This window comes from Neobacillus drentensis, from assembly GCF_036965425.1.
GTDB lineage: Bacteria > Bacillota > Bacilli > Bacillales > Cytobacillaceae > Neobacillus > Neobacillus drentensis_F.
The window spans coordinates 37,162-63,126 of sequence record NZ_JBALPP010000107.1; the positions used below are offsets into that span (position 1 = coordinate 37,162).

Here is a 25,965-nt window from a genome sequence, read left to right on the forward strand (position 1 = left end):
TTACCTTCCGAATGCTTTTTCCACTCACACGGGCAATGAAACGCCAAATTTATCCATAAAAAAATCACAGAACCTTATTAAGCATTCTGTGATTCTTTCAACTTCTTTATTAAATAATAGCATCCATACTTAACAGCACGGACCCTGTTTGCTTCCCGAGTGCCAGCAAGCACAAGCTTTTCAACCGCTGTTGGCATTCCTTTTATCGAGATTCCAATGTAAACCGTACCTACCGGCTTACCCTCTAACTCATCAGGACCGGCCACACCGGTAAAACTAATCCCAATATCCGCACCAAAAATCGACGCTGCGTTTTCCGCCAATTCCAAAGCACATTGTTCACTTACGGCACCAAACTTATCAAGTGTCTCAGCCGAAACCTTCATAACCTGATGCTTTACTTCGTTTGAATAGCAGACTACACCGCCGTTAAAAACAGAGCTAGCTCCTGAAACCGAGGTAATTTCCTTTTGGAACATCCCGCCTGTTAAACTCTCAGCAGCCGTTATCGTTAATTTCTTATCTTTTAACATTTTGGTCAATTCATTTAAAAGAGAAGTTTTGTCATAGCCATATAAAAACTCGCCAACGCGCTGATTTATCTTACGTTCCACATCATCAAGCATTGAACCTGCAACAGTTTCATCCACATGCTTAGCTGTTAGCCTTAAGGTAACCTCTCCATCTCCTGCAAGAGGAGCAATCGTTGGATTGCTTTGCGCGTCAATTAAATCCAATATCTCCGTTTCCAATGCCGCTTCACCTATACCGAAAAACCGCAAAACTCGCGAAACAATCTTCTCATTGGAATCCCCATCAGGAGAAAGTGCTTTCCTTCCATAATGAAGGAACATCGGCTCCAATTCCTTTGGAGGCCCTGGCAGCAGCATATAAATATGTGCGTCCTGCTCGAGTACCATCCCAGGCGCCATCCCATGGTCATTCGGTAAAATATGCGACCCCGCTAATACAAGAGCCTGCTTTCGGTTGTTTTCAGTCATTACCCGGTTTGTCCGCTTGAAATAATCCTCAATCGAAGCTAAAGCCGTTTCATCCATTGCCAGTTCTTTGCCTAGATGGCGGGCAATCGTTTCCTTCGTCAAATCATCTTTAGTGGGTCCGAGACCGCCAGTAAAAATAATGATTTGCGAACGCTTTTCAGCAATTTCAATCGCGCTTTTAAGCCTGTCCGGATTATCACCAACGACTGTATGAAAATAAACATCCACACCGAGCCCAGCTAATTGCTGAGACAAAAAGCGCGCATTCGTATTCACAATTTGACCGAGCAGCAGCTCTGAACCAACCGCGATAATCTCAGCATTCATTATAAACCGCCCCCAAGTCTATTTAGAATTTTTTAAAACATGACTGTTTTTAGCAAAATAGTCCCAGCCGGACCAAATCGTAAATATCATTGCAACCCATAACGCAACGATATCAAAACGAAATGGAATCATAGCAAAAATAATATTATGTAATAAAAGCGAAGAAATCGCGATAATCTGCGTCCAGGTTTTAATTTTTCCAAGCATATTCGCTGCCACTACTTCCCCTTCTCCTGCAAGCAAGAGGCGTAGGCCTGTTACAGCAAATTCCCTGCTGATAATAATGATGACAATCCACGATGGTGCATAGATATCATTAAGCTCAACGAGAACAATAAGTGCCGCTGAAACAAGTAATTTATCAGCAAGCGGATCAAGAAATTTCCCCATATTAGTGACAAGGTTCAATTTACGGGCATAATGACCATCAACCCAGTCGGTTGTCGACGCAATGATAAAAATCAAAGCTCCAACAAAATGAGTTACAGGCATGTCTGCTCCAAGAAAAGTCATGTCACCCCAATCAAAAGGGACAAGCATGATAATCAAGAACAATGGAATAAGCAATATTCTTGAAACCGTAATTTTATTAGGTAAATTCATTTGTGTATCCTCCTATATAAGCAACCGCAACAACCATTAGGCACGCCAAAAATAGTCATCATTTGATGACTATTGGGTTTTGGGAACATATTGAATCGTAATGTTCTGTACATTTTGCGTCGGTGCGATAGCGTACTCGAGTTTTTGGTCATTCACATAGATTTCAACGCCCGATGCGTTCCCAACCCGAATAACAGCATTGCTTTCTGCTGTCAAATCTACTGTTTGGCTTGGAAGCTTATCTTTATCAAGAGTCCATTGATAAACCATTTTCCCCGTGCTATTTTTAACACCAACCCAAGATTTCCCGGTTGCTACCAATTTCACAATAAACTTTTCTGCATTTTTCAAAGAATAAGTAGAATTCCTTCCACTGCTTTGAACAACTGATAATTCCTGCTTAGGTGCTTCAACGACTGGGGGCTTCTCTTCTTCTTTTTTCGTTCCCTTTACTTTTTCAGAATCTTTCTTCTCAAGCTCATTGGCTTTTGCTTTTTCGAGATTCTCTGATTTAACGAATTTAACTTGTTCGTTATCTTTGCTTAACGATTCATTGGAATTCTTACCAGCATGATTATAAAGAAAATAATATAATAGACCAGCAACGCCAAGGACAAAAACACCAATTAATACTTTCGGAAGGATATCAAAGATTTTTGAATTCCCTTCCGAAATAGCTTTATGGGTTTTAACCCTAGAAAGTTGAGGGATTTCATCATTTAAGCTTGCAGGAATTTCACTTTTATATGTTTCAAAAATTTCATCAGGATTTAGGTTAAGTGCCTCTGCATACTGCTTAATGAAAGCACGGACATAAAAATTCCCTGGCATACTTGAATAGTTGCCTTCTTCAATGCCGATTAAATATCGTTTTTGAATTTTCGTCATTGTTTGTAAATCATCTAAACTAAATCCTTTTTCTATTCGGGCTTCTTTTAGTCGATTCCCTAGTTCAGTCACTTTATTAACACCTTCCAATTTTTAAAAATCAAAATCTCCAAAATCAGATCCGGAGAATAAATTATTCTGGTCCACTACTTCATATGTAATCTCTTCATCAACATTATTCCTCAACTCGATAATATAGTCAAAATCATCGAGGGTGTACTCTGAGTTTTGGACAAAGATATCAGGGTGTTCAATTACTTTAACAGATGGCAATCGCATAATTTCACGAACAAGCTGCCAATGGCGTTCGTTTGCCCGGCGGGTAGAAACGATTCCATCCAGAATGAATAGGTTGTCTGCATTGTACTCATCTTCAATTAGTTGATTCCGAATTGTTTGTTTTAAAAGGGTAGAAGAGACGAATAACCACCTCTTATTGGCACAAACACTTGAGGCTACAATTGATTCTGTTTTTCCGACACGAGGCATGCCGCGAATGCCAATTAGCTTATGCCCCTCCTGCTTAAACAATTCTGCCATAAAATCAACTAATAATCCAAGCTCATCCCTTACAAAGCGGAATGTTTTTTTATCATCTGCATCTCTCTGAATATATCGGCCATGTCTAACAGCCAGCCGATCTCGCAGTTTTGGTTCCCTTAGTTTTATTAATTTTATTGTGTCCATTGTATTTAAAATTGACTCAAGGCGTTTAATTTGATCGTCATCTTTTGCTAAAATCAAAAGACCGCGCCTGCCTTCATCTACTCCGTTGATGGTTACAATATTAATAGAAAGCATTCCTAAGAGGGATGAAATGTCGCCTAAAAGTCCAGGCCGATTTTTTTGAATCTCATATTCTAAATACCATTCTTTTTTCATAAAACTGCTTACCCCCTAAAGAAGTTTCGACAAATTTTTCATATATCTTTATCTAAACCTTATCATAAATGATTTTGATGTAAGATGAAAGAAAAAACATGGAATATATTTCTGAAATAAAAAGAGAGGAGCTGCCTCCTCTCTTTTTAATGATTATCCATTATTCTTAATAAGTTTAACCATCATATTGGCAATTGCCTGCTGCTCTTGTGGGTCAGCAACTGACCAGAGGTCTGATAGAATTCTTTCTTGCTCATTTTTTGGCTCGACTTGATTTGCTAAATAATCACCGATTTGATAAGCAAGTTTGCTAATTGCCCCCTCACTCATTCCCTCATCTTGCGCATGATGGAGACGATTAGCAAGAAAGTCTTCCCACTGTTTCCAGTTATCTAAAACTGACATAGTAAATTACCTCCTTTAAAATGGTACACGGTTATTTTGTGATGGGGAGGCATGAACTATACATCGAAACTTGTGAACTTTTATGTATACCAGCCGCCATTAACGGCAAGGACTTGGCCGGTGATATAACTTGATTCTTCTGAAAGCAAAAAGGCAACACTTTTAGCAATTTCCTCAGGCTGCCCCAATCTTCCCATTGGAATTTCAAATTCAATTCCTTTTACCTCATCCTCTGAAAATCCTTCCATCATTGGCGTATTAATTGCTCCAGGGGCAATGGCATTAACCCGAATGCCATTTAAGGCTACCTCCTTACTAAGCGCCTTTACAAAACCAATCTGAGCACCTTTGGCCGTTGAATAGGCTACCTCACAGGCAGCACCAGTTTGCCCCCAAATAGAAGTAATGACAATAATACTGCCTGACCCTTTACTTAAAAGTTTGGGGAGAAGTTCTTTAGTCAGCATTAACGGATTAAGGACATGTACATTTAATAAGGCTTCTGCATCCCTTTGTTCCAAATCAACAAGGAGGCCGTACTGACTGTTCCCGCCGCAATGGATCATCGCATCCAGCGAAAAGATATGAGGGCAAATTTGTTTATAACCATCCGGGGTAGAAAGGTCCGCACTTATCGGCATGTATTCTCCGCCAAATTGAACGAGCTTGTCTAATAGTGCTTTAATGGAGTCTACGTTTTGATTGTAATGCAGGTATAAGCTGTACCCATTTGCTGCTAGAATATATGCCACTGCTTGGCCGATTCCGCCGCTCGCCCCCGTGATCAATGCATATTTTTTCATTCTCGTCACTCTCTCTAAATAATTGACAAAGCGAAAAAGCGCCTGCTTGTGCGGCGCCTCCGCTTTTCTTATTTCTTGTTTTTCGGAATAACTTGACATACAGAAAAACGTTCTTCCGAAATAACCTCTGATGCCAGTGATTGTACATCTTTTAAGGTGATTTTTTCAAGCGTTGGGACAACATCAAATAAATTCATATCGTTAAATGCATATCGTGTAAATTGATTTGCAATGTATTCTGGTGAATTGACGGCACGTAAAAATGCTCCGATTTTTTTCTTTTTGGTCCTCTCTAACTGTTCTTCCGTGAAAGCTGCTCCATTCTTTGCCTCAATAAGCATTTTTTCTAGCTTTTCCGCAAGCTTATCAGGTTCGCCAGTATCTCCGCCAATCATCGCAAAGCCAAAGCCTTGTTCCTGGGTATAATCATAGGAAAACGTTTCATCAATTAATCCTTCATTATACAGTTGATCAAAATTTGCTGAGCTTTTTCCAAACAGTAAATCAAGGAGGACATTCATCGTTAATTCATTTTTTAACATTTCATTGCCTGATTGATCCACGTGAAGCGCTTTAATTCCCACTAAACATTTAGATGTTTGAACATTCATTGGCAGCACCTGTTTTTTCTCTGCTGCACCAGATGGTTCTTCATCAAATTTACGCCTGATTTCTGGCATATCTTTGTATTCTTTTTTGGCTTGGTTTTCTCTTACTTGGGTCATAAAGCGTTCCGGGTCCACTGGCCCAACAATAAACAGCAACATGTTGCTTGGATGATAAAAGGTATTGTAACATTCATAAAGCCAATCCTTGGTGATATGGGAAATTGATTCGATCGTTCCGGCAATATCAATTTTAACAGGGTGATTCTTATAAAGGTTTTGGATTAAACCAAAATATAAGCGCCAATCAGGGTTATCATCATACATGGTAATTTCTTGACCGATGATACCTTTTTCCTTTTCCACTGTTTTTTCAGAAAAATAAGGATCTTGAACAAAATCAACCAATGTTTCTAGGTTCTTTTCGACATCTGATGTACTTGAGAATAAATAAGCCGTCCGGGTAAACGAGGTAAAGGCATTGGCAGAAGCTCCCTGCCGGCTGAATTGCTGAAATACATCCCCGTCTTCCTTTTCAAATAATTTATGTTCTAAAAAGTGAGCAATTCCATCGGGAACTGTTACAAACTCATCCTTGCCCAGTGGGACAAAGGTATTATCGACCGAGCCATACTTTGTCGTAAAGGTCGCATAGGTTTTATTAAAACCCTTCTTTGGCAAAATATAGACGTGTAAGCCATTGGGCAATTTTTCATGATATAGCTCTTCCTGAAGCTGGTCAAAATTTATTTTTTCCATTATGCACCCGCCTCCGATCCTGTTAGGAAATAAATCGTATCAAGCTCAATTTTTTTCGCTACCGCAGTAATTTCTTCCTTCGAAGTCTTTTGCATTTCAGAAAGCCATGTGTCAAGACTAATATCAGAATCCGAAATGACATTATGATATAAAATTTCCGTTAACCCTCTAGAGGTATCAATGGTTTCGAGAATTTGATTTTTGATGACAGCTTTCGTTTGATCCAATTCCTGATCCGAAAAATCTCCATTTTTCATTGCTTCCATTTGTTCGTTAATAATACCAACGGCTTGATCATAGTTCTTTAAATCAATCCCTGACATAACCATCATCAAGCCTTTATGACTTTCAAGCCGGCTTGCTGCATAATAGGCAAGACTTGCCTTTTCACGGACATTGATAAACAATTTGGAGTGTGAAAAGCCACCGAAGATGCCATTGAACACTTGCAGGGCAAAATAATCAGGATCGCCATAGACAATATTGGTTCGATAGCCCATATTTAATTTCCCTTGCTTTACATCCTGCTGTTCCTTAACCTCATTGACCTTTTCAGTTTTTGATACTTCCTGTTTTGCACACTCTTTTGGCTTCCGATTTTCAAATTGAAGCAATTCTGAAGCAAATTTTTTAACTTCTTCTTCTTTTACATCACCAATAATATAAAGGTCCATTTCATCTTCTAAAAAGACTTGTTTATAAAACTCATATAAATTTTCTGGGGTAATTGCATCAACATCCTGGGCTTCCCCATTTACCTGGAGGGCATACGGTTCACCCTTGCACATTTCCTCTAATAACCGAACATTCGAGTACCGCATTTTATCATCATATACGGACTGGATCCTCTGCTTTAGGGTCCGCTTTTCTTTTTCAACGGTATCTTTATCAAAGGCGCTACCTGAGGTGTTTGGTTTTGTTAATACTTCCGCCAATAATTCAAATCCCTTTTTTAATAAAGGCTCTGAATCACTTAAGAATTTCTCATTGGCGATTTCCAAAGAGAAGCTCATTACATGGTATTCGCCTTTCTTAGCTAAATCCACGAACAAAGTGGCACCATATAGTTCATCTAAATAAGAACGTAAGGCTGTCGTGGAAGAATATTGGGCCGTGCTGCTTTGTAAGACCTGTGGCAGAAGTGCCCTTTTTGTCACATCCTCTTTTGTTAAAGGAGCTTTCATCCTCCATACAAAAGTATTGGTTTTATATTTATCTGTTTCAACAATATGGAGTTTATAACCTTGCATTTCGATTACTTTTTCAACTGCACCCTCCATTAACTTTCCTCCTTAATATGTAAGAACAGTTTTCTTTATATCTTTTCCTTTCAAAAGAAACCTATACTTTTTACTATAATTTGCCAAGCTTGGTCAATTCAAGCGTTAATTCTTATTTCTTAAACTTTTATGTTGATTTGTGCTCCAGGCGCTTCGCTTTCCGCGGGCGGTCCGGGGAGCCTCCTCGGCGCTAAAGCGCCTGTGGGGTCTCCCCTGCCCCGTCCTCCCGCAGGACATTGAATTGCATCCTCGAATCCGCCCACGCACGAAGGAAATGCGATAGCATTTTCGAGGAGTCTCGCACCTTCCGCTCCAATCAACGCGTTTCATAATTAAGAATTTCATTAAACTTCTTTATAAAAAAATAAACCCACAGTTCGCATGGAACTGTGGGTTTGAATTTGTTTTAACGGCTTCCTTTAATATAGTGTGTACCAACTGCTTTTGGTGCATCGGCACGACCGATGAATCCGGTTAATGCTAAGATAGTTAACACGTAAGGAGCGATTAACAAATATACATTTGGAATTTCTTTTAGGAATGGCAAACTTGAACCGATGATACTAATACTTTGTGCGAAGCCAAAGAATAATGCCGCACCAAGAGCACCAAGCGGATGCCATTTACCAAAAATCATTGCTGCTAGCGCCATGAAACCCTGACCACTAATCGTAGAGTGGCTGAAGTTTGAAGTAATGGATTGTGCATAAACAGCACCTCCGACCCCACCAAGAGCTCCTGAAATGATAACGCCAAGATAGCGCATTTTCGTAACGTTGATTCCCATTGTGTCTGCTGCCATTGGGTGTTCACCGACAGAACGAAGTCGAAGACCGAATGGAGTTTTAAATACAATAAACCAGACAATGATGGCAACTATTATTGCTAGAAAAGATGTCCAATACGTATTTTGGAAAAAGATTTTTCCGATAACAGGGATATCCTTTAAGATCGGGATATCAATCTTTCTGAAACCTTGGCTGATAATTCCAGTTTCACCTTTATCATAAATTAATTTGACCAAGAACAGGGTAAGTCCTGTTGCAAGTAAGTTAATCGCAACACCCGAAACGGTATGGTCAGCACGGAATGTGATTGATGCAACGGCATGAAATAAGGAAAATACCGCACCTGCTGCCATGGCAACGATTAAAGCAATCCAAGGAGTTGCACTTCCGAAGGTATCTACAAAGGTTAAGTTAAAAACAATCGATGAAAAGGCTCCGATTACCATTAAACCTTCAAGTCCAATATTAACTACCCCTGAACGCTCCGAGAAAATTCCGCCTAATGCAGTGAAGACAAGTGGAGCTGCCCACAACAACGTGGATGGAACAACAATCATTAAGATATCCATTAAACTCAACTTACTTCACCTCCTTTTTACTGAATCGATCAAGAAATATTCTTATGATGTAGCTTGATGCCACGAAGAATACAATTAAGGCAATAATGATACTTACAAGTTCATTTGGTACACCCGCTTCAAGAGGCATGTTCAAAGCTCCAACCTCTAAAATACCGAATAAGATAGCGGAGAAAAATACACCTAGAGATGTGTTAGCCCCTAATAGAGCAACAGCAATTCCTTCAAAGCCGACACCGGTAAAGCCGCCTTTAACTGCAGCATAGCCGAACGTGCCGAGCCCTTCCATTGCACCCGCAAGGCCTGCAAATGCACCTGAAATTAACATGGAAAGTATAATATTTTTATTAACACTCATCCCTGCGTAATGTGCTGCATGCTGGTTAAATCCAACAGCCCTTAGTTCAAAACCTCTTGTTGTTCTTTCAAGTAAAAACCACATAATAATACAACAAACAATTGCGATAATAATTCCCCAATGAAGACGTGAGTAATCCGTAATACTTTGAAGAAATTCTGAACGCAGTGATGCGGACTCATGAATTTGTTCCGTTTTGTCACCGCTTTTTGCAGCAAGTACGTTTCTAATAATATAGTTGGTTGTATGAAGAGCCACATAGTTCATCATGATTGTTACAATTACTTCATGAACACGAAAACGTGCTTTTAAAAAGCCAGGAATAAAGGCCCAAAGTGCTCCCGCAACCATCGCTGCTAAAATAGCAAGCGGCAAATGGATAACACGCGGAAGATCAAACGCTACACCGACCCATACTGAAGCCAGCCAGCCTACAATAAATTGTCCCTCAACTCCGATATTAAATAATCCTACACGGAAAGCAAATGCTACCGCTAAACCAGCTAAAATATATGGTGTAAATTGTCTGATTACTTCCCCAACATAATAGGTTTCGCCAAAAGCCCCATTCCATAAGGCGGTGTAGGCGTCTACGGGATTATACCCGCTGGCTAGCATAATAATCGTTCCGACAATAATACCCAATAAAACTGCAATAATTGGCGTTAAAATGCCTGTTAAGCGTTTAGACATGCGTTCCTTCACCCGCTTCCTTTCTATTCGATCCAGCCATCAATAATCCTAGTTCTTGTTCAGTTGTATCTTTTGGATTAACAACAGCTACGATTTTCCCCTCGTATATAACGGCAATCCGGTCGCTGACATTCATAATTTCGTCTAATTCAAAGGATAGAAGCAAGACTGCTTTTCCATTATCCCGCTGTTCAATTAAGCGTTTGTGAATAAATTCGATTGCACCAACATCCAAGCCCCGGGTAGGCTGTGCAGCAATTAGCAAGTCTGGATTGCGGTCCACTTCCCGTCCGATGATCGCTTTTTGCTGGTTTCCTCCTGAAAGAGCACGAGCTAAGGTATATTCACTTGGAGTTCGAACGTCAAATTCGCTAATTATTTTCTTGGCCTGTTTATATATTTCTCGGAAGTTAAGAACTCCATTTTTGGAATATGGCTTTTTATAATAATTCTGTAAAACTATGTTCTCGCCAATTGGATAATTTAAAACTAGTCCATGTTTATGGCGGTCTTGAGGAATGTGACCAACGCCAGATTCGGTAATTTTTCTCGGTGTCATATTCAATAATTCTTTTCCATTTAATTTGACGCTGCCACTTTCTGATTTGCGCAGACCAGTAATGGCCTCAATTAATTCTGATTGACCATTTCCATCAATACCTGCAATTCCGACAATTTCTCCAGCTCTTACATCAAGAGTTAGGCCGTTAACAATCGATACGCCGCGGGTATCCTTCACGACTAAATCATTCACTTCCAGAACATTTTGTTTTGGTTCTGCTTCCTTCTTTTCCGTTTTAAAGACAACCTCACGCCCTACCATAAGGCTTGCTAGTTCATTTGGATTGGTTTCACTTACATTCACAGTTCCAATCCCTTTACCTTTACGAATAACGGTACAGCGATCCGCCACTTCCATAATCTCTTTTAACTTATGGGTAATGAGAATAATGGATTTTCCTTCCTTTATAAGCGTTTTCATGATTTGCATTAATTCTTTGATTTCCTGAGGAGTTAATACAGCCGACGGCTCGTCAAAAATGAGAATTTCCGCGCCACGATAAAGGGTTTTTAAAATCTCAACCCTTTGCTGCATACCAACTGTAATATCAGAGATTTTGGCTTGCGGGTCCACCGCTAATCCATATCGTTCAGAAATTTGCCGTACTTCTTGTTCTGCCTTTTTAATATCAATCCTGCCGGCAGTTGTAACTTCCCGTCCAAGGATAATATTTTCAGTAACGGTAAAGGTATCTACAAGCATAAAGTGCTGGTGCACCATTCCAATCCCTAATTCATTCGCGATATTAGGATTGGTAATGTTAACTTGGTTACCTTTCACTCGGATTTCACCTTGTTCTGGCTGATAAAGTCCAAATAGCACGTTCATTAAAGTGGATTTACCCGCTCCATTTTCACCGAGTAAAGCATGAATTTCTCCCTTTTTCAATTGAAGGGTAATGTTATCATTCGCAACAAAGCCGCCAAACTCTTTACGGATGTTAAGCATCTCAATTACATATTCCATTTTTTCTCACTCCCTGTGATAAAGGTAAAAGGAAATTTCGACCAAGAGTAGTAAGAGGTCAGACCTTTCAAATGTTTTAAAAAAACAGGGAAATTTTCCCCCATAAAAAATCTTAAATGAAAAGTAGAATATCATTCTACACTTCAGTTAGGATTTTCATTAAGAAGGAATAAGCAGGAAGGTTTTTATCCCACTTATTCCTTTTATGTCAATTATTTTGCGCTAAAATTCTTTAATTCATCACGAGTTCCAGGAACTTTTACAGCACCTGATTTAATTTTTTCAGACCAATCTTTAATGGCTGCTTCAATTGCATCTTTGTTGGAAGCTTTGCTGTTAATTGGGGCTAAGCCTACACCATCCTCAGCCATACCGTAAAGTGCGATTTCACCGCCAGGGAATTTGCCGTCCATAGCCTTCTTAGAAAGGTCTTGCACCGCTACGTCTACACGCTTAAGAGCTGAAGTAAGAACTACATCTGGACCCATGTCGTTTTGGTCACGGTCTACACCAATGGCCCAAATTTCTTTGCTAGGGTCTTTTGCCTTACGGTCAACTGCTTCTTTGAATAATCCGTTTCCAGTAGCGCCAGCTGCGTGGAAAATTACATCCGCGCCAGAAGAATACATTTTAGATGCGATGGATTGTCCAAGTTCCGCTTTATCAAATGCACCAGAATATTGAACATCCACTTTAACCTCAGGTTTAGCTGCCTTTACACCAGCTAAGAAACCAGATTCAAAACGTTCAATTACAGGGATTTCCATACCACCGATGAAACCGATGTGGTTAGATTTTGTTTGAAGTGCAGCTGCTACACCAGCAAGGAATGCTGCTTCTTGCTCTTTGAAAAGTACGCTCGCAACATTTGGTTGTTTAACTTCAGCATCGATGATGGCGAATTGTGCATCCTTTTGCTGTTTCGCGATTTCTTCAACTGCAGCCTGCATTAAGAAGCCGATTCCGTATACTAAATCGAAATCTTGACGTACAAGAGTGTTTAGGTTTGTAGAGTAATCTGCGTCAGATTTGGATTGAAGGTAATCATAGCCGCCCTTACCTTTTTTCATTCCGTTGTCTTGACCGAATTTTTGGAGACCTTCCCATGCAGATTGGTTAAAGGATTTGTCATCGACACCGCCGACATCAGTAACCATTGCTACAGAGAATTTCTTTGCCTTTTCTCCACCTTTAGATGTTTCGGTACCTTTGTTATCATCACTTTTTCCACAAGCACCTAAAAGTGTTCCAGCAGCAAGAACTAATGATAGCGCCATTCCAACTTTACGCATTTTCAAGTTATTGTACCCCCTAAGAAATTTTTGATTGGTTTTTAGTAGAAATGTCCGAAAAGCAAGACTGTTTGCGTTTTCATGAACCTGTAAAAAAATTTAAGTTCTTTTTCTTAATACATGAAAACTAAACTTATCAGCTTTAAAATAGTTTACCGAAAATAGGATAGGTTCATCCATTTCATCGAAATGCATTTGTTTTAATACCAACAATGCTGTTTCCGGATCACATTCTAGAATAGGAGAAATTCGTTCATGATATCCTATTGGCTCGATTTTGGCAACCGCATAGGTAATCCTGCGGTTTGCTTCTCCATCCAATATGTTGAAGAGAGATTCTTCACCATGGGAAAAGGTATCTGGCAAAATACGTTCAGGTACTTTGTCGATACAATAAACGACAGGTTCCCCATTTGCCGTCCTGACCCTTTCTATCACGACCATTTCCTCATCAGCAGAACATGAGAACCGACGAATATCCTCTTCGGTTGGACCCTGAGTTGATGAACTTAAGAAAATCGTTCCAGGTTTCATACCAGCCTGTTTAATCATGTCAGTGACACTATTAAGCTGTTCAATCCCTGAGGTAAACAATGGCTTTGCATTAACAAAGGTGCCAACCCCATGGCGCCTGATAATAACGTTTTCCTCTTCAAGGATGCGTAGTGCTTCCCTGAGGGTCGCCCTGCTTACACCAAGTTGTTTTGCAAGATCAAATTCAGAGGGTAATTTTTCTTTTTCTTTATATTCCCCTCGTTCAATATCCTGCTTTAAACGATCAATCACTTGCAAGTATAAATGTCGGTTATCTGACTTAATAGACATTGCTGTTTCCTCCAGCTCTTTTCCTAAGACATCAGACCTCTGATATCATTCCTACTAATCGAAATTTATATTAACATTTTTTAAGTGATAAATAAATAGATATTCAAAATTTTGTCGAAAAAAGGCATGAAGTTTAAAATTGTCACAAATTCACCTAAAAACACGGGAAGAAATCTGATATAATAAATATCTTGATTTTGGATAATAGGAAATTTTTAGGTGAAGTATAGGAGATTTTACATATACCAAAGAAAAACGCATCTACTACTATAGTATCAAATATTTCTCAAACTACTATAAAAAAAAGAGCCCTGGGGCCCTTTTTTAAGAACTCTGTTCCTCTTTAGGTTTTGACTGCAAAACAGCTCTTGGTTTACTTCCTTCATAAGGGCCTACTACGCCCCTTGCTTCCATCTCATCTATTAGACGGGCAGCTCGAGTATAGCCTATGCGAAAACGACGCTGAAGCATTGATACAGATGCTGTTTGCATATCAATAATTAATTCAACTGCTTCATCGTATAATTCATCCTCTACGGCACCTGTTACCTCAGGAATATCATCTGGAATCATCTCTTCTTGGTATTGTGCCTTTTGCTGTGAAATGACAAATTCAACGGTTTCTTCAACCTCTTGATCAGATAGGAATGCCCCCTGTACACGAACAGGCTTAGAAGCACCCACTGGCAAAAACAGCATATCCCCTCTGCCGAGAAGCTTTTCAGCCCCTCCCATATCTAAGATCGTTCTTGAATCTGTGCTGCTCGAAACCGCAAAAGCAATTCTCGATGGAATATTTGCTTTGATTACCCCTGTAATGACATCCACCGAAGGCCTTTGTGTAGCAATGATTAAATGAATACCTGCCGCACGTGCCATCTGAGCCAGCCGGGTAATTGAATCCTCTACATCGTTCGATGCTACCATCATTAAATCGGCCAACTCATCTACGATGACAACAATATACGGTAATAGTGGTTGTTTATCATTCTCTTCAAGGTTATGCCTTTTAACATGGTCATTATATCCTTCAATGTTTCGAGTTCCCGTATAAGAGAATAATTCATATCTTCTTTCCATTTCACTTACTACCTTTTTTAATGCCTGAGACGCCTTTTTAGCATCTGTCACAACAGGAGCAAGTAAATGAGGGATTCCATTATAAACATTTAATTCAACCATTTTTGGGTCAATCATCATTAATTTGACTTCATGTGGCTTGGCACGCATCAATATACTGGTGATAATGCCATTTATACAAACACTTTTTCCACTTCCAGTTGCTCCGGCAACAAGCATGTGGGGCATTTTGTTTAATTCAGCAAGGACCGCTTCTCCTGTAATATCTCTGCCCAAGCCAATCAGCAATTTCGCTTCTGGCTTATCATTTTGTGTTGCCTCAAGTACCTCCCTGAGGGATACCATCGCTACTTCTGAATTTGGCACTTCAATTCCTATGGCTGATTTACCTGGAATTGGGGCTTCAATTCGGATGTCCTTTGCAGCAAGTGCTAATGCTAAGTCATCACTCAGGCTGACAATTTTACTTACTTTAACCCCTACATCTGGATGAACTTCATATTTCGTTACAGCAGGACCTAAATGTACTTGGGTTACACGGGCTTTAACTCCAAAGCTTTGAAAAGTTCGTTCAAGCTTGGCAGCATTTGCATGAATGAGTTCATATTCTCCGCTTTGATCAGTCTTCTTCGGATGTTTAAGAAGTCGTAAAGGAGGCAGTTCATAGGCTATATTTTCGACTTCTGTGAAGGTTATTGGCGGAGAATTGTCATCATCGTCTACTTTTGATGCTGTTGTTTTTCTTTTAGACTCTTTGGGATTTCTTTGAATCGTTTCCTCTTCGACATATGCTCGATCAGCAAAACTGGATATAATTGGTTCCGGAATAATCATTTCTTCTTCTACAGCCTGAGGCTGTGCACTTATAAGAGGCTGACTTTCGGTTTGAGGATTTTCTTGTTGCTGCTGACGTTGTGTCCTCCTCTCGTTCCGGCGCTCTTGTTGTTTTTGCTTCCACTCAGACATATCCGTTGTAAAAGCTTCCCATTGATTTTTCGTAAAACCAAACAAAGTAACCATAATTTTTCCGACAAAATCGCCAAAGGATTTACCGGTCAATAAAATAAATCCGATTAATATAAAGATAAAAGCGATAATTTTTGTACCGGTTTCTGCGAATAAGTAATGAAATAATGCAAATAAAATAGCTCCTAAAATTCCGCCTCCCAGATCGGTTGTGCTCGTTTCACCTTTTAAGTCCATCTTAAATAATTCCCATGTGTTACTAATGACACTTGGATCATTAAATTTCCCATCATTCGTTAACAAATGAAAAAGGGTTACATGGCTTAAGAGCAAGAGAGCAGAAATAATAAAATAGCTCCCCACTAATTTAATATGGAAGAAAAAAGGAAGCTGACGTTTCCACATTAAATATATGCTTAATAAAACTAAGCCGATTAAACCAAGCATATACCATTCACCCATCCAGAATCGGAAAAAGAGAACGGTCGCTTTTCCTACTGCTCCCAGCTTTGCAATCGAAATGATCGCTAACGCTAATAGGGCTAATGCTGATAATTCATATTGAAGTGTCCGTTTAATTTGATTATCTCTTCTTTTAGGTTGTCTTCTCTTTTTTTTAGCCATCTGATCACCTTGTATATAAATTATGGAATATTTAGAACGGTAAAAAGGAAGAAAGCAGCCTGATTGGCTGCTCTTGTCTATTTAACCTGATTATACCATAACTTCTTTAGAAAGCGGACAATCCTTCAAGGCTGGCAAAAGAAATTTTTGAACCAGGGCATATTCTCTCATCTAAATAGTGCTGAGGATCACTGCTTAAAATGCGAACAACCTGGACATTTTGTTGATCTGTAAATTCTACTAATAGCGGGATTCCTTGATAAGTGATCATCTGCTGCTTCTGGAACGGTTCTGTTTCATAGGGAAAAATAAGTTCCTGCGGCATCATCGTGTATAAGATCATTGAATCAACCCTTCGATTTTTTCTTTATTCATATCAATCATTGCATTTAATTTCTTCATTGCCTGTCCAAGTCCGCCCACTTCATCAATTAATCCACTTTTTACAGCGTCGACGCCAATAACATTTGTTCCGATGTCTCTAGTTAGGTTCCCCTTTGCAAACATTAAATCTTTAAAAGTTTCCTCTTTAATTTTTGAATGCTTTGTCACAAAGTTAACAACGCGTTCCTGCATTTTATCCAAATACTCAAACGTTTGCGGGACACCTATGACTAATCCTGTCAGCCTGATTGGATGGATGGTCATTGTCGCGGTTTCAGCAATAAATGAATAATCACAGGAAACGGCAATTGGCACCCCTATTGAATGCCCTCCACCTAAAACTATTGAAACTGTAGGTTTTGAAAGAGTTGCCAGCATTTCAGAAATAGCCAGTCCTGCCTCCACATCTCCTCCAACAGTATTTAATATGATAAGAACCCCTTCAATTTTTGGATTTTGTTCAATTGCTACGAGTTGCGGTATCAGATGCTCGTATTTCGTAGTCTTGTTTTGCGGTGGAAGGGCTAAATGCCCCTCAATTTGCCCGATAATGGTCAAACAATGAATTCTTGAATCTGTTGAGAGTTGGGGAACATTTGTCTGACCAAGCTGTTGTATTTTCTCTATTAAAGGAGAAGTAGTTTTTTCCTCTTTTTGAGGCTCTGTACCTTCCCCATTGCCATTTTCATTTTTTTGAAAGTTATTATTCATCCTAATACTCCCTTCAAGCATGATATCATTTAGTATTTACCACCTATACAAAATCATGCCATTGAAATTACACATCGAAAAAGGCACTGGTTTCCCAGTACCTTTTCGACTTTGCATTTATTATACTTCCATTATGATTGGCAGAATCATTGGGCGTCTTTTGGTTTTTTCAAATAAAGAACGATTTAAGTCATCTCTTATTTCCTGCTTTAGGCTCGCCCATTCAAAGGTGTCCTTTGCAATATTTCTTTCGACGATATCACGGACTAATTTTGTAGATTCCTCCATCAATTTTTCCGATTCACGGACATAAACAAAACCTCTTGAAATGATTTCAGGTCCTGCTGCTATTTTCTTTTCTTGTTTTGTTAAGGTTACAACGACGATTAGAATGCCATCTTGTGATAATAGTTTTCGGTCGCGCAGTACAATGTTTCCTACATCGCCAACACCGATTCCGTCGATCAGGACATTCCCAGAAGGAACCTTCCCAGTGATCGCTAGTTTTTCTTCCTTCAGTTCAACTATATCTCCACGATCCGGGATCAAAATTTGTTCATCTTTAAGGCCACAATCGAGCGCCAATTTTCGGTGAGCCTTTAACATTCGATATTCCCCATGAACAGGAATAAAGAATTTTGGCTGCATAAGGTTAATCATAAACTTCAATTCTTCTTGACTGCCGTGACTCGAGACATGTATTGTCCGTTTGCCGGAGATGACATTTGCTCCCGCTCTGAACAGCATATCCACCGTTTTAAATAAAAACACTTCACTTCCGCGAAGCGGGGATGCCGCGATAAGAACCGTATCACCAGGTTCTATGTTCACTAGCTTATGAGCTTGTTTGGCCATTTTTTGCAAGGCTTCGATTGGTTCTCCCTGACTTCCTGTCATCAGAACAACAATCTCACGATCAGGGTAATCCTTTATTTCTTGGATTGGAATGATTAAATCCTCTTCAACCTCTATATACCCTAAATCGAGGGCGATATGGTAAATTCGTTCAAGACTTTTGCCAACCACCGCAACTTTACGCTTGTTTTCTGCAGCAGCATCAAAAATATGCTGCATTCGATTAATATCCGAGGCAAAGCAGGCTGCAATAATTCTTCCTGGAGCATTATAAAAGGCATTGGACATTTCCCGCTCCACAATGGCTTCAGATGTAGTATAACCAGGTTTTTCTGCTTCGGTGCTATCAGACATTAAGCAAAGTACACCCTGTTCCCCGATAGAAGCCATTTTCCCAATCTCAGGCTTGTACAGCTTAGTGGCAGCTTGGTCAAATTTAAAATCACCTGTATAAACGATAATACCTTCTGATGTATGGATACAAACACCAACCGAATCAGGGATACTGTGATTAGTACTGAAAAAGCTTACATTAACTGAATCTAAATCTACGATTGTATTTGAATCCACCTCAATGAAATTTGCTTTTCCATTAAAGTCCTGCTCTTTCAATTTCGCATTTGCAAGAGCTAAAGTTAGTTTTGTGCCATAAACCGGTACGTCGATTTGTCTTAGCACATAGGAAAGTGCGCCGATGTGGTCTTCATGTCCATGTGTTAAAAAGATTGCTTTTACCCGATCTTTATTTTCCTTTAAATATGTAATATCAGGAATTACCATATCAATGCCAAGCATTTCTTCCTCGGGGAACATTAAGCCGGCATCAATTATGAATATGTCCGTGTCTACTTCAACGAGATACATATTCTTTCCGATTTCTCCAATACCACCAAGTGTTATAAACTTGATGGAGTTATTTTTTTTCTTTATCACGTTCCGTTTCCTCCTATGCTGAATTGACCCGATCGAAATCAGTTATGATTATTATACTTGAAATTAGAAAACCTTTACAACATAAAAAAGAAAAGCCAACCGAACTCATCTTTCGGCTGGCTTAAAAAAAGTTATTTATTCTGTAAAATTGAAATTAATGTTGCTCGTTCTTGTTCTGTTAATCCCACTAGCGGCAGTCGTACAGATCCGACGTCCAATCCTTTTAGCTGCAACGCTGTTTTAACGGGAGCAGGACTAGGAGCGGCAAACAGCCCCTTCATGATTGGCAGTAGTTCCTGATGAAGTTTGGCAGCTTTTTTATTTTCGCCTTCAAAGAACGCTGTAATCATTTCTTGCATTTCATTTCCGATTACATGTGATGCAACCGAGACTACACCCGTACCTCCAATAGCAAGTACAGGAAGTGTTATGGCATCATCACCGCTATATAAGAGAAAATCATCATCCGTGTTAGCAATAATGTGTGTAATGGCATTTAAATCGCCGCTTGCTTCCTTCACTGCAACAATATTAGATATTTTTGCAAGGCGTATAATTGTCTCTGGAAGAATATTAACAACCGACCTTGCCGGAATATTATAGACCATTACCGGCAGGGAAGTTGCCTCAGCAACAGTTTTGAAATGCTGATATAAGCCTTCTTGATTGGGTTTATTATAATACGGAGCAACCACCATAATACCATCAACACCAAGCTGCTCTGCTTTTTTAGTTAATTCCACTGAAGCATAGGTATTATTGCTACCTGTACCGGCAATTACCGGAACACGTTTATTAACCACCTTCACCACATGAGCAAACAGGGCCAATTTTTCCTCTTTTGACAGAGTAGGTGATTCACCAGTAGTACCAGCTATTACAAGTGATTCTGTACCATTTTCAATTAAATAATTAACTAATTGTGTAGTTTTGGCAAAATCTATATGCCCTTTATTATCAAAAGGAGTAACCATTGCCGTGGACAATCGCCCAAAATGAACCATTTTTTTTCTCCTTTCAAACCCCTAGTAAGAAATTATAAATCCGAAAGTTTAAATTCAAGGGACTCTTCTTCTAATTGAAAGGCATCATGTAATGCATTTACTGATTTAACTAAGTCATCTTGTTTGACTAAAACCCAAATTGTAGTATGGCTGTCTGCGGATTGTAAAATTCGAATTCCCTGATCGGATAATGCCGTTACGATTTTGGAAGTTACCCCTGGAACACCTGCAATTCCTGCTCCAACTACGGATACCTTCGCGCAATGACGCTCCACTTGCGGGTCATGACCCATTTCCTTTAATACCTTTATGGCCAGATCCGACATTTCATCTGTAACCGTATAGACAACACCATTTGGCGAGATATTGATAAAATCAACACTAATTTTTTCATTGGCCATTGCTTTAAAGACTTCTGCCTGCAAGTAATATTGATCTTTCTTTGCAAACACCTTTATCTGGGTGACATTTGAGACGTGGGCAATCCCCGTAACAGTCCGTTCACTTATGTCACTGCCGCGATTATCTTTATTTAACGTTGTCACCAACGTACCCAATGTATCAGTATAGGTTGAGCGAATCCGAATTGGCACTTTTGCCTGCATAGCAATTTCAACTGCTCTTGGATGGATGACCTTTGCACCCTGATAGGCCATATTACAAACCTCTGTATAGGTGACAACAGAAAGTGGGCGTGCATTTTCAGCGATGCGGGGGTCAGCTGTCATGATCCCTTCTACATCAGTAAATATATCAATCCATTCAGCATTTAGGGCAGCACCAAGAGCCGCTGCTGAAGTATCACTTCCGCCTCTGCCAATGGTTGTTACATCCCCATTTTTAGCGGCACCCTGGAAGCCGGCAACCACAACAACATCGTTATTTTCTAATTCTCTTAAGAGACGGTCGCATTTCATTTCGTTTATTTTTGCATTGGTGTGGTCATTATTAGTTTTGAACCCTGCTTGAGCCCCTGTTAAGGCTGCAGCATTTATACCGCTTTCCAATAGCATATTCGTAAACACAATACTCGAAATTACCTCTCCGCAGGACAATAATAAATCATGTTCCCGTTTTGAGATTTTGCTTAAGTTCCCGCCAATTAATGATAAGAGTGTGTCAGTCGCATAGGGATCTCCCTTTCTCCCCATCGCTGAAACCACTACTACCACTTTATAGCCATCCGCTAAAGCTTTTTCAATATGTCTTTGAGCATGTTTTCGGCTTTTCTCATCCTTAACAGATGTCCCGCCAAATTTTTGTACAATAATCTTCATGGTAACACCAAACCCTACCTTTTTTGAGGTAACTTTATTTTACTAGACCTAATTTTACTAAGCTTTCGGCAATCTGGACTGAATTCCAGGCAGCTCCCTTTAGAAGATTGTCAGAAACTACCCACATATGGAAACCGCGGTCTTCATCGATATCCTTTCTAATCCGTCCTACAAATACATCATTTTTCCCAACACAATCAGCTGGCATTGGATAAATTTGATTTTCAGGATCATCCTGCAAGATTACCCCTGGTGCGTCCTTTAAAAGTGCTTTAATGTCGTTCGCACTTACACCCTCTGCTTCAACTTCAAAATAAACGGATTCAGAATGCCCTACTGCAACTGGCAGACGTACACAAGTAGCAGATACCTGTAGCTCAGGAAGGTGCATAATTTTCTTCGTTTCATTAATCATTTTCATTTCTTCATAGGTATAGCCATTATCTTGGAATTTATCAATTTGCGGAATCGCGTTAAAAGCAATTTGATAATGATTTTTATCTGATTTTACAGGTAAAATAGCTGGATCATATGACTCTTCATTTAAAATAGCCTTTGTTTGATCCATCAATTCTTGAATTGCTGCCGCACCTGCTCCAGAAACAGCTTGATAGGTTGACACAATAACTTTTTTCAATCCGTATTTTTGACGAACAGGTTCTAATGCGACTACCATTTGAATCGTAGAGCAATTTGGATTCGCAATAATTCCATTATGTTGATGTAAATCAGCTTCGTTTACTTCTGGCACAACCAGCGGAATATCTGTATCCATCCGAAACGCACTAGTGTTGTCCACGACGATGGCGCCTCGTTTTACAGCTTCGGGAGCAAGTTCCTTGGAAACACTGCCGCCCGCACTGAAAAGAGCAATATCTACACCTTCAAAGCTTTCAGGCTTTGCTTCCTGAATTGCTATTTCTTGACCATTGATCTCTACTATTTTTCCTGCAGAGCGTGCAGAGGATAGTAAGGATAATTTTCTAATAGGGAAATTTTCTTTTAATAAAGTTTGGATCATTTGTTGTCCAACCGCTCCTGTTGCCCCTACCACCGCAACGTGATATCCATTTTGATTCATGCTAGTTCCCCTTTCATATCGACTGGCGGGTTATTTCCTTCAGTTAGTTCTTTAGCCAGCTTGTCGTAATATAGTATAGTTAAACTCGAGCAGTGGGTTAATCTTTAAACCCACTGCCAGAGAGATTAATTTATTTTATCATATTCCCAGAAAGAAATAACCTTTTTTGCCGAAAGAGGTCAGTTATTTAGTCATCATCTTTATAGCGTTCCACTAGCACCGGTTGAATTTGTCTACCTTCGATAGCTGCTTCCACTGTTTCTGATAGCATCGTCATTCGCGCCACCATGGAATTAGGCTTCTTAATAGGATCATCTTGACCATATGGTATAAAAAAGATATTTTTCGTGGCCATTAATCTCATTAAGTTTACTCCATTTAAGCCAAGAGCATCATTTGTAGAAATTCCGAGAACCACAGGCTTTAGGTTCCTTAATGTTGCTTTCGCAGCCATTAATACGGGGCTGTCATTCATGGCGTTGGCAAATTTACTCATGGATACACCAGTCAATGGAGCAATAACCATGCAATCTAATGGTATTTTTGGTCCTAAAGGTTCAGCCTTAACGATTGAATCAATAACCTTGTGACCCGTTAAATCTTCAATTCGCTCCACCCAATCTTCACCTTTTCCAAATCGGGTCTCTGTATTTTTTACAGTAAAAGTCACAACTGGCAGTACCTCTGCGCCCGCGAGCACCAGCTTTTCGATTTCTGGAAAGACAGCATCGTAAGTACAATGGGAGCCGGTTAAACCAAAGCCAATTCTTTTACCTTTTAAACTCATTTCACTTTCCCCTTTCGCCTGTGTAAATCTTCTTCTAGAAGTTGGGCAAGGACATTTGCCAGTATTTGACCTGCTGTTTTTGGTGCGACAATACCAGGAAGCCCTGGTGCAAGCAAGGCTTTGATGCCTCTTTTTTCGGCATACCGGAAGTCAGTTCCACCTGGTTTTGAGGCAAGATCAATAATGAGCGTGTGTGAAGGCAATTGTGATATTACTAAAGCTGTTACGATTAAATGTGGTGCTGTGTTTATCAGAATATCGGTATCCTTCACTTGATTGACAAGATCATTTAAATGGAATGGAGTTAAACCCATTTCTGTGATACGTGCCAAATGTTCGCTTTTTCTTGCTCCAACCTTCACCTTAGCTCCTAGTGCTGCAAAGGTTCTTGCCACACTCATACCACATCTTCCGAGTCCTAAAACGGTAATATGGGACCCGTGAATGGTAAAGTCCGTATGCTGAATGGCCATCATAATGGTTCCTTCTACGGTCGGAATTGAATTATAGATAGCCACGTCATCCCGTTCGAATAATTGCACGAGAGGGCGTTTGCTTTGTTTCGTAATTCCATTCAAATAGCCGTTGCTAATTCCTGAATAAATCGTACAGTGTTCAGGTGTTTTTCCGAGCATTTCTTCTGTGAGAACAACCTTTTCATTTGAAAAGATCGTTTCCACCTGTCCTTCTAAATTTGTCCCGGGCACCGGTAAGATGATTGCGTCTATATTTGAAAAATCAACTTCATCCAATTTTTCCTTAACCGCACCCGTAAAGGCATGGTCTAGCTGCTCGAAACCAATTAGCGATATTCTCGCATCTAATTCAGTTAACTTACGGATGATTTCCAGCTGTCTGGCATCTCCACCAATCACGGCTATCTGCATCCCTGTCAGCATGAAAACATTCACCTTCTTTTTAAAAAAATCCCTTTAGGATTCCTTTTCTTCTTATCACTTCAACATCTTATGTAAGTCGCTTAAAATCGGTGAGTTTTCCACCCATAGTAAAATAAAAAAAGCCCAAGCAAGGTTTTTTTTGCTTGGGCTTTAAGAATATCTATTCATTTTCTGGAACATCAATAATGATCATATCGGATCCTATTTTTTTAATATGGTCCCAGGGGACTCTTATTTCTTCACCTTGTTTGCGAAATCCAAACCATTTTACTGAAGGAATGAGAAGTGCTTGGATTTGTCCTGTACTTACATTAATTTCTAAATCGGTTTGACCAAGAACACCGAGGCGCTCTGCCTTTTTTACATCGACAATTTCTTTTCCGCTTAATTCACTTAACCTCATTTAAAAGAACTCCCCTCTTCTCCCTTTACTAATAGTTTATAGATGGAGTTCTGTATTTAGAATAAAGAAAAAAACAGTTCGTACAGGAACTGTTTTTTAAGCAAGTTTATTTGGGAATTCTCCATCTGGACTAATTAAGGTCACAGAATACTTATCATTAAATACTTGTCTGGCCATTTCATCGACACTGTTTTTTGAAACTAGATCAATTTGTTCGATAATTTCATCCAATGAACGATGGCGTTTTAACAGCAGTTCATTTTTACCATTGCGGCTCATTCTGCTATTGGTGCTTTCTAAGCTTAGCATCAAGCTTCCTTTTAGCTGTTCTTTACTATTAATTAATTCTTTTTCGGTAATGCCGTTTTGTTTCAATTTATCCAGGGTTTCTTGGATCGTCTCAAATAACACATCCAGTTGTTTCGCTCCAGTTCCACCATATACCGTTACAACGCCGCTATCCTGATAGGCTGAGTGATACGAAAAAACGGAGTAAGCTAAGCCTCGTTGTTCACGAACTTCTTGGAACAATCTTGAACTCATGCTGCCGCCTAATATATTGTTCAGGGTAATAAGACTGTAAATGTCTTCATGCCCCACCTTTAAGCCTTCAAATCCAATACATAAATGAGCTTGCTCTGTTTCCTTTTTTCGCGAAATACGATTGGAATGAAAAGCGGGAATATTCTCTGGGGTTTCCTTGGCCCCTCCTTGATACGAGCCGAAATAGTTCTCAACTTCTTGAATAAATGCTTCTGATACATTACCTGCAATTGAAATAACAACGTTTTCAGGAGTGTATCTTTCTTTAATATATTCTTTAAGTGTCTCACCACTAAAGGTATTTAATGTTTCTTCCGTACCTAAAATGGGATATCCAAGCGGATGATCTTCATATATAGCCCTGCTTAATAAATCATGAACAATATCGTCTGGTGTATCTTCATACATTTTGATTTCTTCCAAGACAACATTTTTCTCTTTCTTTAATTCCTCTTCCACAAAAGTGGAATTAAAAAACATATCTGCTAATACATCTAAAGCAAATTTGGAATGGGTATCAAGAACCTTTGCATAATAGCATGTGTACTCCTTTGAAGTAAAGGCATTTACCTGGCCTCCAATGCTGTCAAAGGACTCAGCAATTTCCTTAGCAGTACGTGTAGATGTTCCTTTAAAGAACATGTGCTCCAGGAAATGAGAAATACCATTTTTCGCAGGATCTTCATTCCTAGAACCAGTTCCAATCCAAATTCCAATTGCAACAGATCGTACGGTAGGAATATTTTCTAATACAATTCTTACTCCATTTTGGCAAGTGTATTTATTTATCATCGACTTCCTCC

General features: G+C 39.5%; 24 protein-coding genes. All 24 read right to left on the reverse strand.

Annotated features, from left to right (window positions below; genetic code table 11):
* Positions 1–77 precede the first annotated feature (77 nt).
* Positions 78–1,328, reverse strand: a complete 1,251-nt coding sequence (locus V7161_RS23230) for a competence/damage-inducible protein A (protein WP_335715210.1) — start codon at positions 1,326–1,328, stop codon at positions 78–80.
* Between the two features lie 18 nt (positions 1,329–1,346).
* Entirely contained in the window at positions 1,347–1,931 is a 585-nt protein-coding gene (gene pgsA / locus V7161_RS23235) for a CDP-diacylglycerol--glycerol-3-phosphate 3-phosphatidyltransferase (protein WP_223588449.1), read from the reverse strand.
* Positions 1,932–2,000: 69 nt separating this feature from the next.
* The gene (locus tag V7161_RS23240) at positions 2,001–2,891 is read right to left on the reverse strand and encodes a helix-turn-helix domain-containing protein (protein WP_335715211.1); all 891 of its coding nucleotides are present in this window, start codon (positions 2,889–2,891) and stop codon (positions 2,001–2,003) included.
* A 21-nt stretch (positions 2,892–2,912) separates the two neighbouring features.
* Positions 2,913–3,701 carry a DUF3388 domain-containing protein gene (locus V7161_RS23245; RefSeq protein WP_223588453.1) on the reverse strand — a complete coding sequence of 263 codons (789 nt, stop codon included), beginning with the start codon at positions 3,699–3,701 and terminating at the stop codon, positions 2,913–2,915.
* Positions 3,702–3,854: 153 nt separating this feature from the next.
* A complete protein-coding gene (locus V7161_RS23250; RefSeq protein WP_223588455.1) occupies positions 3,855–4,106 on the reverse strand; it encodes a DUF3243 domain-containing protein in 252 nt (83 codons plus the stop codon).
* Positions 4,107–4,186: 80 nt separating this feature from the next.
* Positions 4,187–4,909: an elongation factor P 5-aminopentanone reductase gene (gene ymfI, locus V7161_RS23255; protein WP_335715212.1), complete on the reverse strand. Its 723-nt coding sequence runs from the start codon at positions 4,907–4,909 to the stop codon at positions 4,187–4,189.
* Between the two features lie 68 nt (positions 4,910–4,977).
* Positions 4,978–6,273, reverse strand: a complete 1,296-nt coding sequence (yfmH, locus tag V7161_RS23260; RefSeq protein ID WP_335715213.1) for an EF-P 5-aminopentanol modification-associated protein YfmH — start codon at positions 6,271–6,273, stop codon at positions 4,978–4,980.
* Positions 6,273–7,553: an EF-P 5-aminopentanol modification-associated protein YfmF gene (gene yfmF, locus V7161_RS23265; protein WP_335715214.1), complete on the reverse strand. Its 1,281-nt coding sequence runs from the start codon at positions 7,551–7,553 to the stop codon at positions 6,273–6,275. The genes yfmH and yfmF overlap by 1 nt, the downstream gene beginning before the upstream one ends.
* Before the next feature lie 406 nt (positions 7,554–7,959).
* Positions 7,960–8,919, reverse strand: a complete 960-nt coding sequence (locus tag V7161_RS23270) for an ABC transporter permease (protein ID WP_335715216.1) — start codon at positions 8,917–8,919, stop codon at positions 7,960–7,962.
* A gap of 1 nt (position 8,920) precedes the next feature.
* Entirely contained in the window at positions 8,921–9,970 is a 1,050-nt protein-coding gene (locus tag V7161_RS23275) for an ABC transporter permease (RefSeq protein ID WP_335715217.1), read from the reverse strand.
* Positions 9,963–11,498 (reverse strand): ABC transporter ATP-binding protein, encoded by a 1,536-nt coding sequence (locus V7161_RS23280; protein WP_335715218.1) that lies wholly within the window; start codon positions 11,496–11,498, stop codon positions 9,963–9,965. The genes V7161_RS23275 and V7161_RS23280 overlap by 8 nt, the downstream gene beginning before the upstream one ends.
* Positions 11,499–11,710: 212 nt before the next feature.
* A complete protein-coding gene (locus V7161_RS23285; protein WP_335715219.1) occupies positions 11,711–12,796 on the reverse strand; it encodes a BMP family lipoprotein in 1,086 nt (361 codons plus the stop codon).
* A gap of 93 nt (positions 12,797–12,889) precedes the next feature.
* Positions 12,890–13,615 carry a GntR family transcriptional regulator gene (locus V7161_RS23290; RefSeq protein WP_223588467.1) on the reverse strand — a complete coding sequence of 242 codons (726 nt, stop codon included), beginning with the start codon at positions 13,613–13,615 and terminating at the stop codon, positions 12,890–12,892.
* A 324-nt stretch (positions 13,616–13,939) separates the two neighbouring features.
* A complete protein-coding gene (locus tag V7161_RS23295) occupies positions 13,940–16,285 on the reverse strand; it encodes an FtsK/SpoIIIE family DNA translocase (protein ID WP_335715220.1) in 2,346 nt (781 codons plus the stop codon).
* 106 nt (positions 16,286–16,391) lie between these two features.
* On the reverse strand, positions 16,392–16,628 hold the full coding sequence (locus V7161_RS23300; protein WP_335715221.1) for a YlzJ-like family protein: 237 nt from the start codon (positions 16,626–16,628) through the stop codon (positions 16,392–16,394).
* Complete coding sequence (locus tag V7161_RS23305; protein WP_335715222.1) at positions 16,625–17,380, reverse strand: ClpP family protease; 756 nt, start codon at positions 17,378–17,380, stop codon at positions 16,625–16,627. Before V7161_RS23305 ends, V7161_RS23300 begins: the two co-directional genes overlap by 4 nt.
* Positions 17,381–17,500: 120 nt before the next feature.
* Complete coding sequence (locus V7161_RS23310; RefSeq protein WP_335715223.1) at positions 17,501–19,168, reverse strand: ribonuclease J; 1,668 nt, start codon at positions 19,166–19,168, stop codon at positions 17,501–17,503.
* A 131-nt stretch (positions 19,169–19,299) separates the two neighbouring features.
* Positions 19,300–20,172, reverse strand: a complete 873-nt coding sequence (gene dapA / locus V7161_RS23315) for a 4-hydroxy-tetrahydrodipicolinate synthase (protein ID WP_335715224.1) — start codon at positions 20,170–20,172, stop codon at positions 19,300–19,302.
* Between the two features lie 32 nt (positions 20,173–20,204).
* Positions 20,205–21,449, reverse strand: coding sequence for an aspartate kinase (dapG, locus tag V7161_RS23320; RefSeq protein ID WP_335715225.1), 1,245 nt, complete (start codon positions 21,447–21,449; stop codon positions 20,205–20,207).
* 34 nt (positions 21,450–21,483) lie between these two features.
* Positions 21,484–22,530 carry an aspartate-semialdehyde dehydrogenase gene (gene asd, locus V7161_RS23325; protein WP_335715226.1) on the reverse strand — a complete coding sequence of 349 codons (1,047 nt, stop codon included), beginning with the start codon at positions 22,528–22,530 and terminating at the stop codon, positions 21,484–21,486.
* Positions 22,531–22,717: 187 nt separating this feature from the next.
* Positions 22,718–23,317 carry a dipicolinate synthase subunit B gene (gene dpaB / locus V7161_RS23330; RefSeq protein ID WP_335715227.1) on the reverse strand — a complete coding sequence of 200 codons (600 nt, stop codon included), beginning with the start codon at positions 23,315–23,317 and terminating at the stop codon, positions 22,718–22,720.
* Positions 23,314–24,216, reverse strand: coding sequence for a dipicolinic acid synthetase subunit A (dpaA, locus tag V7161_RS23335; RefSeq protein ID WP_335715228.1), 903 nt, complete (start codon positions 24,214–24,216; stop codon positions 23,314–23,316). The genes dpaB and dpaA overlap by 4 nt, the downstream gene beginning before the upstream one ends.
* Before the next feature lie 160 nt (positions 24,217–24,376).
* Complete coding sequence (locus V7161_RS23340; protein WP_223588482.1) at positions 24,377–24,619, reverse strand: YlmC/YmxH family sporulation protein; 243 nt, start codon at positions 24,617–24,619, stop codon at positions 24,377–24,379.
* Between the two features lie 96 nt (positions 24,620–24,715).
* Entirely contained in the window at positions 24,716–25,954 is a 1,239-nt protein-coding gene (locus V7161_RS23345) for a M16 family metallopeptidase (protein WP_335715229.1), read from the reverse strand.
* Between the last annotated feature and the right edge of the window lie 11 nt (positions 25,955–25,965).

Bases quoted from the DNA above. Each gene is read 5' to 3' on its own strand.
- V7161_RS23280 (WP_335715218.1), bottom strand. From the start codon at position 11,498: ATGGAATATGTAATTGAGATGCTTAACATCCGTAAAGAGTTTGGCGGC.
- dapG (WP_335715225.1), bottom strand. From the start codon at position 21,449: ATGAAGATTATTGTACAAAAATTTGGCGGGACATCTGTTAAGGATGAG.
- dapA (WP_335715224.1), bottom strand. From the start codon at position 20,172: ATGGTTCATTTTGGGCGATTGTCCACGGCAATGGTTACTCCTTTTGAT.
- pgsA (WP_223588449.1), bottom strand. From the start codon at position 1,931: ATGAATTTACCTAATAAAATTACGGTTTCAAGAATATTGCTTATTCCA.
- V7161_RS23295 (WP_335715220.1), bottom strand. From the start codon at position 16,285: ATGGCTAAAAAAAAGAGAAGACAACCTAAAAGAAGAGATAATCAAATT.
- V7161_RS23300 (WP_335715221.1), bottom strand. From the start codon at position 16,628: ATGATCTTATACACGATGATGCCGCAGGAACTTATTTTTCCCTATGAA.
- V7161_RS23275 (WP_335715217.1), bottom strand. From the start codon at position 9,970: ATGTCTAAACGCTTAACAGGCATTTTAACGCCAATTATTGCAGTTTTA.
- yfmF (WP_335715214.1), bottom strand. From the start codon at position 7,553: ATGGAGGGTGCAGTTGAAAAAGTAATCGAAATGCAAGGTTATAAACTC.
- dpaA (WP_335715228.1), bottom strand. From the start codon at position 24,216: ATGCTGACAGGGATGCAGATAGCCGTGATTGGTGGAGATGCCAGACAG.
- V7161_RS23290 (WP_223588467.1), bottom strand. From the start codon at position 13,615: ATGTCTATTAAGTCAGATAACCGACATTTATACTTGCAAGTGATTGAT.
- dpaB (WP_335715227.1), bottom strand. From the start codon at position 23,317: ATGAGTTTAAAAGGTAAAAGAATTGGCTTTGGTTTAACCGGCTCCCAT.
- V7161_RS23230 (WP_335715210.1), bottom strand. From the start codon at position 1,328: ATGAATGCTGAGATTATCGCGGTTGGTTCAGAGCTGCTGCTCGGTCAA.
- V7161_RS23340 (WP_223588482.1), bottom strand. From the start codon at position 24,619: ATGAGGTTAAGTGAATTAAGCGGAAAAGAAATTGTCGATGTAAAAAAG.
- V7161_RS23245 (WP_223588453.1), bottom strand. From the start codon at position 3,701: ATGAAAAAAGAATGGTATTTAGAATATGAGATTCAAAAAAATCGGCCT.
- V7161_RS23305 (WP_335715222.1), bottom strand. From the start codon at position 17,380: ATGAATAATAACTTTCAAAAAAATGAAAATGGCAATGGGGAAGGTACA.
- ymfI (WP_335715212.1), bottom strand. From the start codon at position 4,909: ATGAAAAAATATGCATTGATCACGGGGGCGAGCGGCGGAATCGGCCAA.
- asd (WP_335715226.1), bottom strand. From the start codon at position 22,530: ATGAATCAAAATGGATATCACGTTGCGGTGGTAGGGGCAACAGGAGCG.
- V7161_RS23345 (WP_335715229.1), bottom strand. From the start codon at position 25,954: ATGATAAATAAATACACTTGCCAAAATGGAGTAAGAATTGTATTAGAA.
- yfmH (WP_335715213.1), bottom strand. From the start codon at position 6,273: ATGGAAAAAATAAATTTTGACCAGCTTCAGGAAGAGCTATATCATGAA.
- V7161_RS23250 (WP_223588455.1), bottom strand. From the start codon at position 4,106: ATGTCAGTTTTAGATAACTGGAAACAGTGGGAAGACTTTCTTGCTAAT.